The 15,619-nt window shown below is 33.5% G+C and carries 11 protein-coding genes; 5 read left to right on the plus strand and 6 right to left on the minus strand.

All coding sequences use genetic code 11. The annotated features are described in order from the left end of the window. Window positions 1-66: 66 nt before the first annotated feature. The 6 genes from DFQ11_RS13085 to DFQ11_RS13110 all read right to left on the minus strand — a co-directional run bounded on the left by DFQ11_RS13085 (window position 67) and on the right by DFQ11_RS13110 (window position 10,801). Window positions 67-5,010: a lamin tail domain-containing protein gene (locus DFQ11_RS13085; RefSeq protein WP_110476327.1), complete on the minus strand. Its 4,944-nt coding sequence runs from the start codon at window positions 5,008-5,010 to the stop codon at window positions 67-69. Between the two features lie 368 nt (window positions 5,011-5,378). Continuing rightward, window positions 5,379-6,155 carry a patatin-like phospholipase family protein gene (locus DFQ11_RS13090; RefSeq protein ID WP_110476328.1) on the minus strand — a complete coding sequence of 259 codons (777 nt, stop codon included), beginning with the start codon at window positions 6,153-6,155 and terminating at the stop codon, window positions 5,379-5,381. Between the two features lie 252 nt (window positions 6,156-6,407). After that, on the minus strand, window positions 6,408-6,878 hold the full coding sequence (locus DFQ11_RS13095) for a pyridoxamine 5'-phosphate oxidase family protein (RefSeq protein ID WP_110476329.1): 471 nt from the start codon (window positions 6,876-6,878) through the stop codon (window positions 6,408-6,410). A gap of 58 nt (window positions 6,879-6,936) precedes the next feature. Next, window positions 6,937-8,160, minus strand: coding sequence for a metallophosphoesterase (locus DFQ11_RS13100; RefSeq protein ID WP_110476330.1), 1,224 nt, complete (start codon window positions 8,158-8,160; stop codon window positions 6,937-6,939). Window positions 8,161-8,207: 47 nt separating this feature from the next. Continuing rightward, complete coding sequence (locus tag DFQ11_RS13105; RefSeq protein ID WP_110476331.1) at window positions 8,208-10,175, minus strand: heavy metal translocating P-type ATPase; 1,968 nt, start codon at window positions 10,173-10,175, stop codon at window positions 8,208-8,210. A 278-nt stretch (window positions 10,176-10,453) separates the two neighbouring features. Continuing rightward, on the minus strand, window positions 10,454-10,801 hold the full coding sequence (locus DFQ11_RS13110; RefSeq protein ID WP_229791300.1) for a hypothetical protein: 348 nt from the start codon (window positions 10,799-10,801) through the stop codon (window positions 10,454-10,456). A 229-nt stretch (window positions 10,802-11,030) separates the two neighbouring features. On the opposite strand from DFQ11_RS13110, the gene DFQ11_RS13115 reads away from it, so the two are divergent. The 5 genes from DFQ11_RS13115 (at window position 11,031) to DFQ11_RS15465 (ending at window position 15,616) form a co-directional block, all read left to right on the plus strand. After that, window positions 11,031-12,920: a PAS domain-containing sensor histidine kinase gene (locus tag DFQ11_RS13115; protein ID WP_110476333.1), complete on the plus strand. Its 1,890-nt coding sequence runs from the start codon at window positions 11,031-11,033 to the stop codon at window positions 12,918-12,920. After that, the gene (locus DFQ11_RS13120; RefSeq protein ID WP_110476334.1) at window positions 12,917-13,960 is read left to right on the plus strand and encodes a response regulator; all 1,044 of its coding nucleotides are present in this window, start codon (window positions 12,917-12,919) and stop codon (window positions 13,958-13,960) included. Before DFQ11_RS13115 ends, DFQ11_RS13120 begins: the two co-directional genes overlap by 4 nt. A gap of 85 nt (window positions 13,961-14,045) precedes the next feature. After that, complete coding sequence (locus DFQ11_RS13125) at window positions 14,046-14,894, plus strand: universal stress protein (RefSeq protein ID WP_110476335.1); 849 nt, start codon at window positions 14,046-14,048, stop codon at window positions 14,892-14,894. 5 nt (window positions 14,895-14,899) lie between these two features. Then, complete coding sequence (locus DFQ11_RS13130) at window positions 14,900-15,286, plus strand: hypothetical protein (RefSeq protein ID WP_110476336.1); 387 nt, start codon at window positions 14,900-14,902, stop codon at window positions 15,284-15,286. Window positions 15,287-15,307: 21 nt separating this feature from the next. Beyond that, window positions 15,308-15,616, plus strand: coding sequence for a YceI family protein (locus DFQ11_RS15465; RefSeq protein ID WP_110476337.1), 309 nt, complete (start codon window positions 15,308-15,310; stop codon window positions 15,614-15,616). Window positions 15,617-15,619: the final 3 nt, after the last annotated feature.

Here is a 15,619-nt window from a genome sequence, read left to right on the forward strand (position 1 = left end):
AATATAATTGCCCAACCCTAAATTAGCATTTTTACTATTCAAGGCCAGGCTATTAATTAGTTGAGTTTAAAACTTTATCACCTTAGTGTATTCTGTTTTTCCTACTTGTGTCAATTTAACTATATAAGCACCTCCATCTAAGTCTTCTCCAAAAATGTAAACATCTTTAGGGTTAAAATCACCTTTATGGACTAACTTGTTATTCAAGTCATAAACATGTATAGATACTCTGTCTTTATAATTTTCAGTTTTATACTTTAATTTGAAGTAATTGTCAGATGGATTTGGCCATGTCTTAACTACTGAAGAGTTCTTCTTTAGATCATCATCTTCATCATCTTGATCATTATCTTGATCCGAATGGTCATTGGTGTCAATAACAGCACATGGGCTACAGATTGTATCTGCGTTCCAAATGACATTCTTATCAGCTTTTACTTCTTCAGCAATAAATAAACCAGTCATATAAGTTGGGACAGAATTTCTTCCATTCTTTCCTTTTACCTTAATTTCATTATCATTCGCATGAATTCGTGCATTGATAGACGATTCTTTCTTCACATCGACATCGTCATCAACGTAAATTGTTACCATATAACCATAAGAGTTAAATAGTGTACGTTCTTCAAATTTTAAATCTTCATTGATAAATAAATTGGTACATCCTTCAAATTCGATAGTCACATCTTTTTTAGTCTTTAATTCGTTTATATACACATTAGACTGTGTAAAAATAGCTGTAGCACCTTTTTTTAATTCAATTTTATCATATACCGAACCTGTAAGTGTTTGAGTTTGGTAACTATCTACCGTTACATCTGGACTATTTTTATCAGATTCGTTATTGTATAAGAAGTTTGGAATTGTTGGATTAGCTGGTTGATAAATTGCATTAGTCACAGAACTATTTTGCTGTATTTCAATTCTTGTCGCCTGTGCAAAATCGTCAATTTGACTATTCTTTTTTACTTCAATTTCTCCTCTTCCATCTGTTACTCCAACGCCTCCTGATTGTACTATAGTTCCATCTTTTAACTCTACTTCTTCCGTAGCAATTATCGTATACGATGAGGTTAGTGCACCTGGATCAAATTCCGTAACCGTATATTCTACATAAGCCGTACAGTTAGTTGCAGATGTTACTGTAACACCATAGGTGCCATTTCCTGACACTTCTATTGTTTGAGTCGACTCGCCATTATTCCATAAGTACGAAATCGCGTCATCACTGTTCGCTGTCAACTCAAGTACAGCTCCTTGACAGAATTCAGGAAGTTCACTTTCTGAAATAGTCACAGAAGGCATAATCCCGTTTACAGTTACAATTGCCGTACATGTTTCAATATTTCCATTATTATCTGTAATGGTTAGAGTCACCGTATTATCTCCAATATTTGCACAACTAAAGGATGAAGGACTAACCTCATAAGTGGCTATCCCGCAATTATCAGAAGAAGCGTTGTCTATATCATCAGGTGTAATGCTTGCTAAACCATTGGCATCTAATGTCACTTGAAAATCCATACAACTCACTATTGGTACTTCATTATCAATAACTGTAATGGTCGTTGTACATGATACTATTTGCCCATTTCCATCATCAACAGTCCATGTAACTACAGTATCACCTTGAGCTAATACTTCATTTTCAAGGCTTGCTGTTCCGTTTAAATCGTTTGTAATACTAACATCTCCACAGTTATCTCTGAACTCAGCATCAAACTCCGTTCCTTGTACCGTATAATCACATTTTCCTACATCTGTATCTCTTATAGCGTTCGCAACGCATGATAATACTGGTTCTTCATTATCTTCAACTGTAATTTCCGTTGTACACGTTGCAGTAAGGCCTGAAGCGTCTACAGCGGTCCATGTGACTACCGTAGTTCCTTTTTGTAATACTTCACCAGCTATACTCGCTGTTCCATTTAAACTATTACTGATACTACCGCCTTCACAATTGTCGGTAAATGTGGCATCTAATTCAGCACCTTGAATTGTATAATTACATTGTCCTGGATCTGTATTTCTAATACCGCTTTCAACACAATTTATAATTGGCTCCATATTATCTAATACGGTGACATAAGCCAAGCACGAATCACTATTACCGTTAACATCTGTTACAATAAGGGTTACTTCGATTCCTGTAGAACTGGAACCTTCAACAGTATGACTTCCCAAATTAGACGAATCATCTTCTATCTTTTGTATCCATTCAGAGCCTAATGACGGGAACCCGTATACATTATCGATATTCCCATCGGTAATATGTGAAGCTCTAACTAAAGTTTTATTAATTGTACTATTACCTCCTTGATTCCATGAAGAGCCTGGATCTTGCCCTATTCTCCCAAAGACATCGATATACGTATTGCCATTTCTTAACACAACAGCATCATCTCCATTAAATTGGAGTCCACCATCTTCTTGATCTGCAAGAGAAGTAAACGCGCTTGAAGCACTTGAATTACAAATAACGAATACCTCACCATCGGCAACACTTCCCTGAAGGTCAATAGTTTGACTTGCATACGTATTACCATTAAAAAATACTTGAATTGAATATCCAGCCGTACTTAAATTGACTGTCTCACCAGTTCCATTATAGATTTCGATACACTTATTATTTCCACTTCCTTCTATATATTCAGAAATGAATAAATCGTTAGAAGGCGTCACTGTGCCTTCCATTACCACGTCACTACAATCGAAAGTTGATCTATCGAGAACCAAAGTATCTATTCCACAGTTATCAAAAGAACCATTATCTAAATCTTCAGGAGCTATACTTGCTTGTCCATTTGCATCTAAATATACGGTGATATCCTGACAAACTACTGTTGGTGATTGGTTATCCTCAATCGTTATAACCGATGTACAAAACACAGTTTCTTGGCTTCCATCATTCATCGTCCAGATAACTGTTGTGTTTCCTACGGGAAGAATTTCTCCTGCAATTGAATCTGTTCCATTTAAATTGTTTGTAACTGTAATTGTAGTACAATTGTCTGATGCTGTAGCATCGAATTCCGTTCCATAAACCATATAATTACACTCCCCTACTTCAGTTTCTCTAGTAAGATCCATGACGCAGGTTGTTTCTGGTTCCAATATATCAACTACAGTTACCGTTGCTGTACATGAATTACTATTTCCATTTATATCGGTTACCGTTAAAACAACTTCAACTCCTGAGGAATTTCCTCCTGTTATGGTGTGACTACCTATTTGAGATGAATCATCTTTCGGATATGCTATCCACTCTGTTCCTAAAGCAGGAAAACCAACCGTATTATCAGTGTTTCCATCTGTAACAAATGGCGCTCTAACTAAGGTTTGGTCTTTCGTACTATTACCATTTTGATTCCATTCCGAACCTGGATCTTGTCCAATTCTTCCGAATATATCTAGAGCGATTCCTCCTTTTAATAGAGCTATCGCATCATCCCCATTATGGGTCATGGAACCTGTAAGTATATCAGCTTGACTTGTAAAACCACTATTTGCTCTAGAATTACATACAACAAATACATCACCATCAGCTAAAACTCCAGATAAGGAAATTAAATTCGGGCTCGTACTTCCGTTAGTATATCTCGCTAACTCATAATTTCCTGCACTTAAATCAACATCAGCTCCTGTTCCATTATATATTTCGATACACTTATTATTGCCTCCACCTTCTACATATTCAGATATAAATAAATCATGTGAAAGATTTGCTCCATCACTTTCTGAAACATCGTTGCAATTAAAGGTTGTTCTATCTAAACTTATAGTGTCAATTCCGCAATTATCAGAAGAACCATTATCAATATCTTGAGCTGATATAATTGCCTCTCCGTTAGCATCTAAAAAGACTGTAATATCTTGACAGACTACCGATGGTAATTCATTATCCTCTATAGTAACATTAAAACTGCAAGTTGAGCTATTTCCGTTAATATCAGTTATTACAAACGTATTTGTAGTTGTACCTATTGGAAATAAACTCCCAGATGCTATGCCTTCTGTCTGCTCTACAGTGTCTACACCACAGTTATCAGAATTTGTGACGGTATAGTTAACTACTGCCCCACATGAGTTTGCATCTGAATTTTTGATTATATCACTTAGACATTCCGTTTCTGGTGCAAGCTCATCTAATACGGTAACATTGGCCGTACACATACTTGTATTTCCCTGTGAATCTGTAACCGTTAAAGTCACAGGAATACCATTACTCCCGCCATTAATATTAATATCATGACTTCCTAAAAAAGTTGAGGTATCCTGTGGGTATTCAATCCATTCATTGACTAAGCTTGGAAATCCAGCGGCATTACTAATAACTCCCTCAGTTACATCAGGATGTCTAACTAATGTTCTATTTTGAGTTCGAATACCATTTCCACTCCAAAAGGAGCCAGGATCTTCACCTATACTCCCAAAAATGTCGATTCTGGTCCCGTTTTTCACTAAGGCAACAGCATCATCTCCATTGAAATTTAACTGTCCGTCTGTTATATTTGCTTGATTTGTAAAAGACGAACTAGCGCTACTATTACAAACAACATAAACTTCACCATCGGCAATAATTCCTGTTAAAGGGATTTCAACTCCAGAAGTACTACCATTTGAATATCTTTCTAATCTGTAATTATTTGCAGACAAATCAATAGAACTTCCCGTTCCATTATAAATTTCTATACATTTATTATTTCCACCGCCTTCAATATATTCAGAAATAAACAAATCAGCTATAATTGTCCCGCCTCCGCTAGCTCCCACATCATCACAATCAAATGTGCTTTGACTTAAGGTCATACTCGCGATACCACAGTCAGCCGTTGAACCATTATCTATATCTTGAGCCATAATACTCGCGACACCATCTGCATTTAAATAAACAGTTAAATCCTGGCATACAGCGGAAACAGTACAATTTGTAGATTCTTGTGATATCGCAGAATAAGAAATGAATAAAAAAAGAAAAGAAACGATAAAATTAGAATAGAGATGTCTCATAGTTTTAGGTTATTGTTGGTTGATTACAATAGACCAAAACATAAGCATGCGTAAATTCATATGGCTAACATATGATCAGACGCTAAAAGAATAATTTTAAAGTAGAATTGGTTGGCTACAATAGGTCCCCAAAATGAAAACTGTTGATTAATAGCGTTATAAATGTAGAAATTTATATCGAACAAACACAATTTAGTAATTTTATTAAATGGTTTCTAGCTGTGTTTTCGACAAATCGTACTAAATTTTAGACCAACCGTTAAATAAAACTGTAAAATTTTACTTTCAAAAAGCTACAGAACTACTCTTTGCTGGAAAGTTGTTGAATAGTAATTTATAGAGCTTAAGCTCATGGTCTAGAGCCTATCCTATAAGTTATATTTAGATAGAAGATCCGCATTAGATTCTATGGCCTCTATTGCCGTTTCATATCCAATTTTGAAAATGACGTCTATATTCTTTTTATCAAAGGTACCATAGTTTCCTAGTTGATTAGGCGCAATCATCATATCGCAATCCTTAAATTTTTGAAGATCTTCTTGATAAGATTTTATTTTAAAGGCACGTTCTACTACAGAGTATGAATGTTTAATATCTTCCTTTTTTATATGATGAAACCCATTGACGTAAATACCTATTAGTAAATCACACTTCGACTTTAAGAGGTCTACCGGAAAGTTATTTAATACACCACCATCTACATAATACGAATTTTTCATTTTAACTGGAGAAAAAACTCCAGGAAATGCCGCAGATGCAAGTACTGGTTTTATAAGTTCTCCCCGACTAAAAGTTTTTAAATTTCCTTCTAAAATATCTGTAGCCGTTATGGTTAACTTTCGTTTTAAAAACTTAAAATTATCTTCCTTTAAATAGGTCTTAAGCATAGGGTAATATTTATCCGCATCTATAAAACCTGGTTTACCATAGGCGTATTTTGTAATATCTACAAGCTGAAAACTTTTAAAAAACACTAATATTTCCTCCCAGTTATAACCATAGGAATACAAAGCACCAACTATAGCGCCTGCACTTGTCCCAGTAATATGTGTAGCATGTATACCATGTTCTTCTAATGCTTTTATAACACCAATATGCGCTGCTCCACGCATTCCTCCACCAGACAATACTAAACCTATAGACATAAACTTATTGTTTTAAAACTGTCTCAAAATTAAGATTTATAATAAAACTCGCTAATGATATGAGTGAATATGATGTTCTAATTTGAAACTGATATTTTCTTTAATCTATAATGACTAAAAAATTGCATCTCTAAACTAAATGTAGTCTTAAAATAAAACAACTACACAAGAGTTTTGGCGATAATCAACTAATATTCAAGATAAATTTGAAATTCATAAAGATAGAAACTTTGTCCTTATGAGTATATTATTTCATAAATCTGATACATACTGTTTCCTCATTTTACCTGTAAGTTCTTCAACTTTTATTTGAAAAACGACAGGCAAATCATCCGTGTAGATTTTGCTCGAAAACTCACTGATGTAATCTAGTTTTCTATGTTCTTTATTGATAATTAAATCTTTCACCCCTAGTGAAAATTGATGCAGTTTGGCTTTAGCTTCGCTACCGGTTAATTCTTCATACTTTCCATGTGCCAGTACAGATTTCCATAAGTTAACAGAATCGATTTCCGAAATGCTGATTGAAACATGAGCATCTTTTCTCATGGCACTTATTTTATGCCCTTCGGAAGAATAGCCAAGAATGACATTGTTTTGAGCATCAAAAAAATAAGTAACTGGCACTACGAACGGTCTATCTTTGTAGATATAGGCTAAGTTTCCTATATAATTAGAAGATAAAATATGGAGACATTCTTGTGCATCTAAAACTCGTATCATAATCGCATTTATTTTCAACTAAGTTATTTGATTTCAAACAAACAAGTTATGACATTCATCAGTTGGAAGTCGATCTTAATTCGATTAAAGTGATCTCAGGCCGCATTCCTATTCTCGCTGGAAAGCCTAACCAACCCAAGCCGCGATTAACATATAGGTATTGATTGTTTTGTTCGTATAGTCCTGCCCAGTGTTTAAACTTATATTTTATAGGACTCCATTGCTTGTTTTTATATTGAAAACCGGCTTGCATGCCATGAGTATGTCCTGCTAATGTGAGGACGACATCCGTTTTCTCAATCACTTCTTCAGTCCAATGCGTGGGATCATGTGATAGTAATATTTTAAAGGAAATATCTTGAACATCGGTCAATGCTTTTTCCAAATCCCCATATTGTTTAAACGGCGGGGTTCCCCAATTCTCCACACCAACTATAGCTATTTTCTCTTTATTTTTTGAAATAATCTTAGATTCATTCATCAATAACTCGAAATCAATTGTTTTGAAGAATTCAGTAATACCAATAAAATTTTCTTTTTTAGCCTCTTCCGATTCCCATTGACTATAATCACCATAATCATGATTACCTAAAATAGCATACTTTCCAAGTTTCGCTTCTAATTTCTTAAACACTTTATCCCAACCTTTTAATTCCCAGGCATAATTATTGACCAAGTCTCCTGTCATAACAATATAATCTGGTTTAAGATTGTTTATTTTTTCCATGGCGATTTCAATTTTTTTATAGGCATAATTAAAACTACCTAAATGTAAATCTGAAATTTGAACAATCTTTAATCCATCGAAAGACTTAGGTAACTTTTTAGAGCTTAGGCTATGATGATAAATTTTGTACTTATAAATAGCTTTAAAAATACCATGAAGAATTACAAAGAATGGCAAAAAACCCGAGAGCAACCCAACTATTGGCACTATAAAAAATGATTGTGTCTCGGTAAGTAAGTAGTTTGAAAAATAAAGAATTGTAATGACAATGACGAAAATGAGTTTAGGCACAAAAGACAAAACTCCTAGTCCGTAAAAACGTGAAATAAGAACTTGCTTTCTCGTTGGACTAATATCATCTAAAGTTATTTTTAGAACAATTATAGAAACCACCAAGCCTACTGTAAACACCCAAAACAGAACGTTAATTGCCGTTCTAATCAATGATGACTCTATAAGTTGTGTTATAGATTGCAACCAATAAAATGCTACGGTATCTACTACTAAAATAGCTACACACAATAATATAATCGTAAACAGTGAAAACGATTTCATTGATTAAATTTCTTTGTGTTTAAAGCATTTAAGAATGTCATTCATTTTTAATCCATTTTGTATCGAAGTAATCTCAAGGCATTTATTACCACGACTAAAGTTGACCCTTCATGAAATATAACAGCCAAACCAATATTGGTTAATCCTAAAATTGTAACAGGGACCAATACGGCAACAACTCCTAAGCTGATAAATATATTTTGCTTAATTATTCGTTTAGATTCTCTGCTTAAACCAATAACGAAGGGTAAGTTCTCAATTTTATCAGACATAAGTGCCACATCTGCTGTCTCCAGAGCAACATCACTTCCCGCAGCTCCCATGGCTACACTTACCGTACTTAAAGCCATAGCTGGTGCATCATTTACACCATCACCAACCATTGCTACTTTTTTATCTCTATCTATTAGCGCTTGTATAGCGGTCACTTTATCTTCAGGAAGTAAATTTCCTTTAGCTTCTGTAAGCCCGATTTGTTTCGCAATGGCATCACCCACATTTTGATGATCGCCAGTAAGCATCACCATATTCTTGATACCAATTTCTTTAAGCCTTACTAAGGTCGCTGCTGCCGTTTTTCTTGGCTGATCCATAACACTAATCATTCCGGCTAACTTACCTCTATAAGCAACCAGCATGACCGTTTGTCCTCCTGCAATGAGGCCTTCCATTTGCTCAAGAATAAATGACTCCACTTCAATATTAGAAGACGACATCAAATTGACATTACCTATATACACTTTTTCGCCATTATAATTGGCTTCAATTCCTTTGCCTTGAATCGCATTAACATCAGAACTTATGTGTTCCGGCTCTAAATTATATTGTGATTTAATATCATTACTAATTGCTTTTGCTAATGGATGATTACTTAAACTTTCTACATCGAGCACTATTTTTAGCAACTTTTCTTTATCAAATCCATTTAAAGGAAGTAACGATTTAAGCTTGGGCTTACCTTCGGTGAGGGTCCCTGTTTTATCAAAAGCAATGGTTGTTATTTCACCTAAATCTTCAAGAGCTTTACCTCCTTTAATCAAAACGCTTTTTTGAGCAGCTCTTGCAATACCACTCAATACGGCACTTGGTGTTGAAATGGCCAAAGCACATGGACTTGCAGCAACTAAAACCGTAATAGCTCTATATAAACTGTCAGTAAAAGTCTCATCGATGACAACATAGGCGAAACACAATAAAACAACTACAATAATCACTATTGGCACATACCATTTTTCAAACTTTTTTGTCAATCGTTGCGTAGGCGATTTTTGTGTTTCTACTTCACTCACCAATTTGATTAACCGTGCGACTGTCGAATCTTTTGTGAGTTTTAGAACTTTAACCTCAATAGCGCTATCTCCATTTATAGTTCCAGCAAACACAGTATGCTTTGTATCTATTTCTTTAAACGCCGGCAACTCATTTGTATCCTCCAATGCTTCTTTATCTACAGGCATGCTTTCCCCTGAAATTGGGGCTTGATTCACTGAGCTACTTCCATTAATAACTACGCCATCTGCCGCAATTTTAGTATTCGGTCTTACTACAACTACATCTCCAATTTTCAAATCGGCAACCGCAATTTCTTCGACTTGTCCATTTCTTTTAAGTAAGGCCGTGGTTGGTGATAAATTACCCAAAGCCTCAATAGATTTTTTTGCTTTATTCATCGCATAATGCTCAAGTGCATGGCCTAAACTAAATAGGAATAGCAATAAAGCACCCTCTGTCCAATGTCCTATATAAGCCGCACCTGCAGCTGCAGCAATCATTAAAAAATCAATTTCAAACTCACCCTTCGTTATTTTTTTGGAAGCTTCAATCGATATAAAATAACCTCCAAAAAAATAGGACATAATATAAGTCGACAAGTAATACCAAAGGGACAAGTCAGTTAGTTTTTGAATTAAAAACCCAATGAGTAAAAAAACACCACTTAGGATGGCAAAATAAAGCTCTCCCTTATTTCCAAAAATTCCGTGATGTCCGTGAGCGTGGTCTTGTTTGTTTACCATTTAGAAATCGTTTATGCTTTCAAATTTAAGAATCTTTATGACAACAAATCAATATGTGAGTAAATGGATTAAGAAAGAAATTGATAGATATAATGATTAGCATATAAAGGCCAAAAAAGCCATTATGAAATCAATATGAGATTATATTATTTATTATACCACCCTTAACTTTTACAATCAAATACAGAACTTTAATGTGTTTAAAAATTGCAGATACTCATAAAACCTTACTATAGCATACATTTACTTTCGTCTATAATATGTTGTTCAAGCTAACTTTAGACATTTTTTAATTCGATATTGAGTTTGGCTAACAGAATTAATTCAGATTTATTTTGACCTGAAAAACTCGCTGATATTTGGCCGACGGTTTTTAAGATTAGGGAGTTAATTTCATTCGTGAAAAATGTTGGATTCGCTCTTTTAAATCCTACAAAACTAGTATAACAGTCTTCAGCATTATACTCCTTATCTCTACATAACCATTTGAAAGTTTCTAAAATTGCAGCTTCAGCTTCGAGTTTTGTATTGTCATCTAGAAAATCCAGCTTTAACCAATGTCTTTTCACCAACTCTTCAACCGACTTGCATTCTTCTTCTCTTACTATATTATCAATTGCTGACATAGCATAGAAAAGCTTACCTAAATTTTGGTAAAACTGCAGGATCTTATGGGTTTCTGTGTTCAAAATTTTGCTTTTATAGTGAATATAAAATTACAGGAAACGATTGAGTGTCACCATGATATAAATCAGCTTGAGAACTATACAATAACTTGTTAGAAATCATCATGTATTAGAATTGTTCATCTGTCTAAATTTGCATAAATTTATAGCTAATACTTTGACCATTAATATGAGTAACACGCTTCGTCAAGATCAAGAAATTTTCAACATACTTTTAGAAGCAGTTTCAGAAGGTATTCTAATCGTAGATAAGAATCAGAAAATTGTAGAAATTAATTCTAATGCAGAAACCATATTTGGTTATGAGCCTCGTGAGTTGATTCAACAAGATTTGAATAAAATAATTCCATTCAAGTTTCATTCTAAACACGGACAATATTTCGAAAAGTTTCTAAAAAGTGGGAAACGAAGAAGTATGGGCGAAGCTTCTGATATATTCGGTTTAAAAAAGAATGGCGTCACAATTGCTATTGAAGTTGAGTTGAACCCTTATGCCATTAATGACAAACTTTACGTCATGGCTTTAGTGAAAGACATTTCAGAACGCAAAGAGATTGAAAGAAACCTAATGTTGAAAAGTACCGCTCTGCAATCTGCCAGCAGTGGAATAATTATAACAGATGCTCTGAAAGAAGACCATCCTATTATTTATTTTAACACAGCATTTGAGACGCTTACTGGTTATTCGAGCGATGAAATATTAAACAGAAATTGTAGGTTTTTACAAGGTGAAGACAGAGATCAAGAAGGCCTAAAAACCATTAGAAAAGCTATTAGTAAAAAAGAAAGCTGTCGTGTAAAATTGCGTAATTATAAAAAAGATGGCACTTTGTTCTTCAACGATCTTTACATTATACCAATTATTGATAACAATGGTGTGTTGACTAATTATATCGGCATTCAAAATGATATTACTCAGATAAAAACGGCAGAGGAAGAACGAGATCATCTCGTTGATATTATTGAAGACTCACTAAATGAAATTTTTGTTTTCGATGCCCATACTTTCAAATTTATAAACGCAAATTTAGGAGCCCGAAAAAATTTAGGTTATAGCCTTGAAGAATTACAGGAAATGACTCCCGCTGACCTTAAGTTAGATTATACTGAAGAAAAATTTAAAGATACGGTTAGTGCTGTCCTTGATCGTAAGGTTGAAAAATTACAATTTGAAGCTATACATAAACGGAAAAACGGTACGACCTATCCCATAGAAATACACCTTCAACTTCATAAATTAGGAGAACGCAAAGTCTTTGTTTCAATTGTTTTAGATGTTACCGAGCGTAAAAACTATACAAAAAAACTTGAAAAAACGGTAAATGAGCGAACAGAACAATTGAAAATCGCTTTGTCCAAAGAGAAAGAACTCAACGAGCTAAAAACTAAATTCCTCTCTTTAGTCTCTCACGAATTTAAAACACCTTTAAGTGGTATTTTAACGTCATCTGTACTTCTTAGCAAATACAAACTCAGTGAAGAACAGCCAAAACGTGAAAAACACATTAAAATTATAGGAGATAAAATTCAATATTTAAATTCGATTCTAAATGATTTCTTGTCTTTAGAGCGACTAGAATCTGGTAAGCTGAATTATAATTTTAATAATTTTAAACTTAGCAAAGTGATAGACGAAGTGATTTATAATGCTAATATGCTATTAAAAGAAGGGCAATCAATAAAATATCCTGAAAATATTGATGACTACTCACTTTATCATGACGAAAAAACAACCAAGGTGATTCTATCTAACCTAGTAAATAATGCCATTATGTATTCTCCGGAACATACAAGCATATCAATTGTAGTTAATCAGGATGATTATGTCACTACAATAGAAGTCAAAGACCAAGGTATTGGTATACCTTTGAAAGATCAAAAAAATATTTTCGACCGGTATTATAGAGCAGAAAATGTAAGTAACTCTCAAGGAACTGGTATTGGTCTTAATATTGTAAAAAACCATTTAGAAAATTTAGGAGGTACAATAAATTTTACAAGTAAAGCCAATAAAGGAACTACATTTGTAATCAGACTTCCAAATAAAGCAAAAGAATGACAAACATATTACTTATAGAAGACGACACTATATTAAGAGAAAACACCGCAGAACTTTTAGAATTTTCTAATTATAAAGTATTAACAGCATCTAATGGTAAAATTGGTGTTGAAATGGCTAAAACACATTTACCAGACATTATTGTTTGTGATATTATGATGCCAGAGCTCGATGGCTATGGTGCTTTAGCTCTTTTATCTCAAGACGAAGCTACAAGACATATTCCTTTTATTTTCTTATCTGCGAAAACTGAACAAAGAGATGTTAGGAAAGGTATGAATATGGGAGCCGATGATTATATCACAAAGCCTTTCACGGAAGAAGAACTTGTGAGTGCTATTGAAAGTCGTTTGGCAAAAGCGGCTATACTTAAAGAAGCACAAGACAATTCTAGAGTTTCTCAATCTGACGAAATCAAAACCCTAAATGATTTAAAAATCTTATTTGACGATCATGGTGATGAATTTAACTATGCAAAAGATCAGGTTATTTATAGTGAAGGTGAGCATTCTAATTATATATACCTTATTGGTAAGGGCTCTGTAAAGTGTCAGCAAATTGATGAACAAGGAAAAGAGCTTGTCACCGGTTTGTATAAAGAAGATGATTTGTTTGGATATACGTCATTTACTCATAATGTAGTTCATAAGGAAACAGCTATTGCACTACAAGACACGCAACTGTCTGGTATTTCAAGTAAAAGGTTTAATGAAATTTTGAATCATAATCCTAAAGTCACTTTAGAGCTCATACAACTCCTTTCTGATAATCTTTTAATTGTTAAAAATGAATTATTAGATATGGCCTATGGTTCTGTACATAAAAAAACGGCGGCTACAATTTTGAAATTTGCTGAAAAAATAAACCGTAAACCTGAAGATCCTATTTCCATATCTCGAAGCGACTTAGCTAGTGTCGCTGGTATTGCAACAGAAACTTTTATAAGAACATTAGCCAGCTTTAAAAAACAAGGAATTATACAAGCTGATGGTAGAAATATAAAAATATTAGATTTAGATAAACTAAAACACATTCAATAACAAGGGGATAATACCTTAAAGTGACCAATATCATTTCAAGGATGACAACTTACCTCTAGATTTGTTATCCTAATGCTATTGTTCCATGAAAAATATTTTATTACCAACAGATTTTTCAGAAAACTCATGGAATGCTATATCCTATGCACTCCAGTTTTTCGAAAATGATAAATGCAACTTTTACTTGTTGCACATTCAAACTATCCAAACTTTAGCAACTCATGAAGAGCCTGTAATTTTAAATCAAGATTATATAGATACGATTTACATTCAACCTACAAAACAAAAATTACGAGCACAATTAAAAAAACTATCTGAATTATCTCCAAATAAAAAAAATCACAATTTCTTTACAATTATAGAATACACCTTTTTCACTGAAGGTATTCGTAAGACAATTGAAGAAAAACAAATTGACCTTATCGTTATGGGGACTAAAGGCGCTTCAGGCCTAGAGAAAATTATCTTAGGTACCAATACAGCCGACGTCCTTACCAAAGTAAAATGCGATACACTGGTTATTCCAGAAAACGCCAAATTTGTAACACCTCATGAAATTGCTTTTCCTACAGACTTCTCATTATCAAGCAATTTACATATTCTTCAGCCTATAACTGACATTTTAGAACAGTTTAACTCTGAGTTAAAAATTGTCCATATAAGTAAGAGTAAAATAAATCTTAACAAAGATCAACAGGAGAACAAAGAACTACTTGAAGACTACTTTAACCATTACAATCATAGTATTCATTATTTAACCAATAAAAAGGTTGAAAATGCAATACAATGTTTCGTAGAAAGTAGATCTATAGATATGGTATGTATGGTGGCCAAAAACCTAAATTATTTTCAGCAAATATTATTTCATTCAAAAGTGGAGAATATAAGTTATCATACTGATATTCCATTTTTGGTTTTACACGAAAAAAACTAACCATCATGGATAATTCAATTTTTTTAGCAAAGTTTTGGGGCTGGTACCTACTGATATTCTTCTTAATTCTAACACTTAATCCTAAACGAATTAAACAAGTGTTTAACGACCTTAAAGATCAAAAGTTTCTAATTCTTACGGCATTTATAGCAATTGTCATTGGCTTAATCAATATTTTATTTCACAATATTTGGGAGGCTAATTATAAACTGGTTATAACTTTAATAGGATGGTCGGCTTTATTTATAGGCTTAGCTTTATTTTCATTTCCTAAACCTACGGTGGCATGGCTTAATTACATCAACGTTAAATTAGTCCAGGTGCTTTATACCTTATTATTTTTAATTGGTATATTTTTACTCAATACCGCCTATGGGATTGTATTAATGTAAATTTAATTTCTCAAACGAGGTATAAACAACGATTTCCAAAAAACCTTAAATACCGAAGAATTTCCTCAAATTAGATTAAATCTTAAAAAAATTGAAGGCACGGATAATCCATCTGAGGTTGAAGCTACCATTGTGATAAACATTGCTGGCCATTCTCAAAGTTATAAGATTCCATTAAGTATTAAAAGAAATAATAACTTACAAGTATCAGGTCAATTAGATATACAACTAAGTGATTATAATCTCACTGCACCTAAAAAACTTTTCGGGATGATAACTATAGTTGATACTATTGAAATTATTTTCAATTTAAGCATCAAAGAAAATTAGAAT

Source organism: Winogradskyella epiphytica (genome assembly GCF_003217215.1).
Taxonomy (GTDB): domain Bacteria; phylum Bacteroidota; class Bacteroidia; order Flavobacteriales; family Flavobacteriaceae; genus Winogradskyella; species Winogradskyella epiphytica.

Excerpts from the sequence above, each read along its gene's own strand:
- DFQ11_RS13085 (WP_110476327.1), bottom strand. The coding sequence starts at position 5,010 with ATGAGACATCTCTATTCTAATTTTATCGTTTCTTTTCTTTTTTTATTC.
- DFQ11_RS13090 (WP_110476328.1), bottom strand. The coding sequence starts at position 6,155 with ATGTCTATAGGTTTAGTATTGTCTGGTGGAGGAATGCGTGGAGCAGCG.
- DFQ11_RS13095 (WP_110476329.1), bottom strand. The coding sequence starts at position 6,878 with ATGATACGAGTTTTAGATGCACAAGAATGTCTCCATATTTTATCTTCT.
- DFQ11_RS13100 (WP_110476330.1), bottom strand. The coding sequence starts at position 8,160 with ATGAAATCGTTTTCACTGTTTACGATTATATTATTGTGTGTAGCTATT.
- DFQ11_RS13105 (WP_110476331.1), bottom strand. The coding sequence starts at position 10,175 with ATGGTAAACAAACAAGACCACGCTCACGGACATCACGGAATTTTTGGA.
- DFQ11_RS13110 (WP_229791300.1), bottom strand. The coding sequence starts at position 10,801 with ATGTCAGCAATTGATAATATAGTAAGAGAAGAAGAATGCAAGTCGGTT.
- DFQ11_RS13115 (WP_110476333.1), top strand. The coding sequence starts at position 11,031 with ATGAGTAACACGCTTCGTCAAGATCAAGAAATTTTCAACATACTTTTA.
- DFQ11_RS13120 (WP_110476334.1), top strand. The coding sequence starts at position 12,917 with ATGACAAACATATTACTTATAGAAGACGACACTATATTAAGAGAAAAC.
- DFQ11_RS13125 (WP_110476335.1), top strand. The coding sequence starts at position 14,046 with ATGAAAAATATTTTATTACCAACAGATTTTTCAGAAAACTCATGGAAT.
- DFQ11_RS13130 (WP_110476336.1), top strand. The coding sequence starts at position 14,900 with ATGGATAATTCAATTTTTTTAGCAAAGTTTTGGGGCTGGTACCTACTG.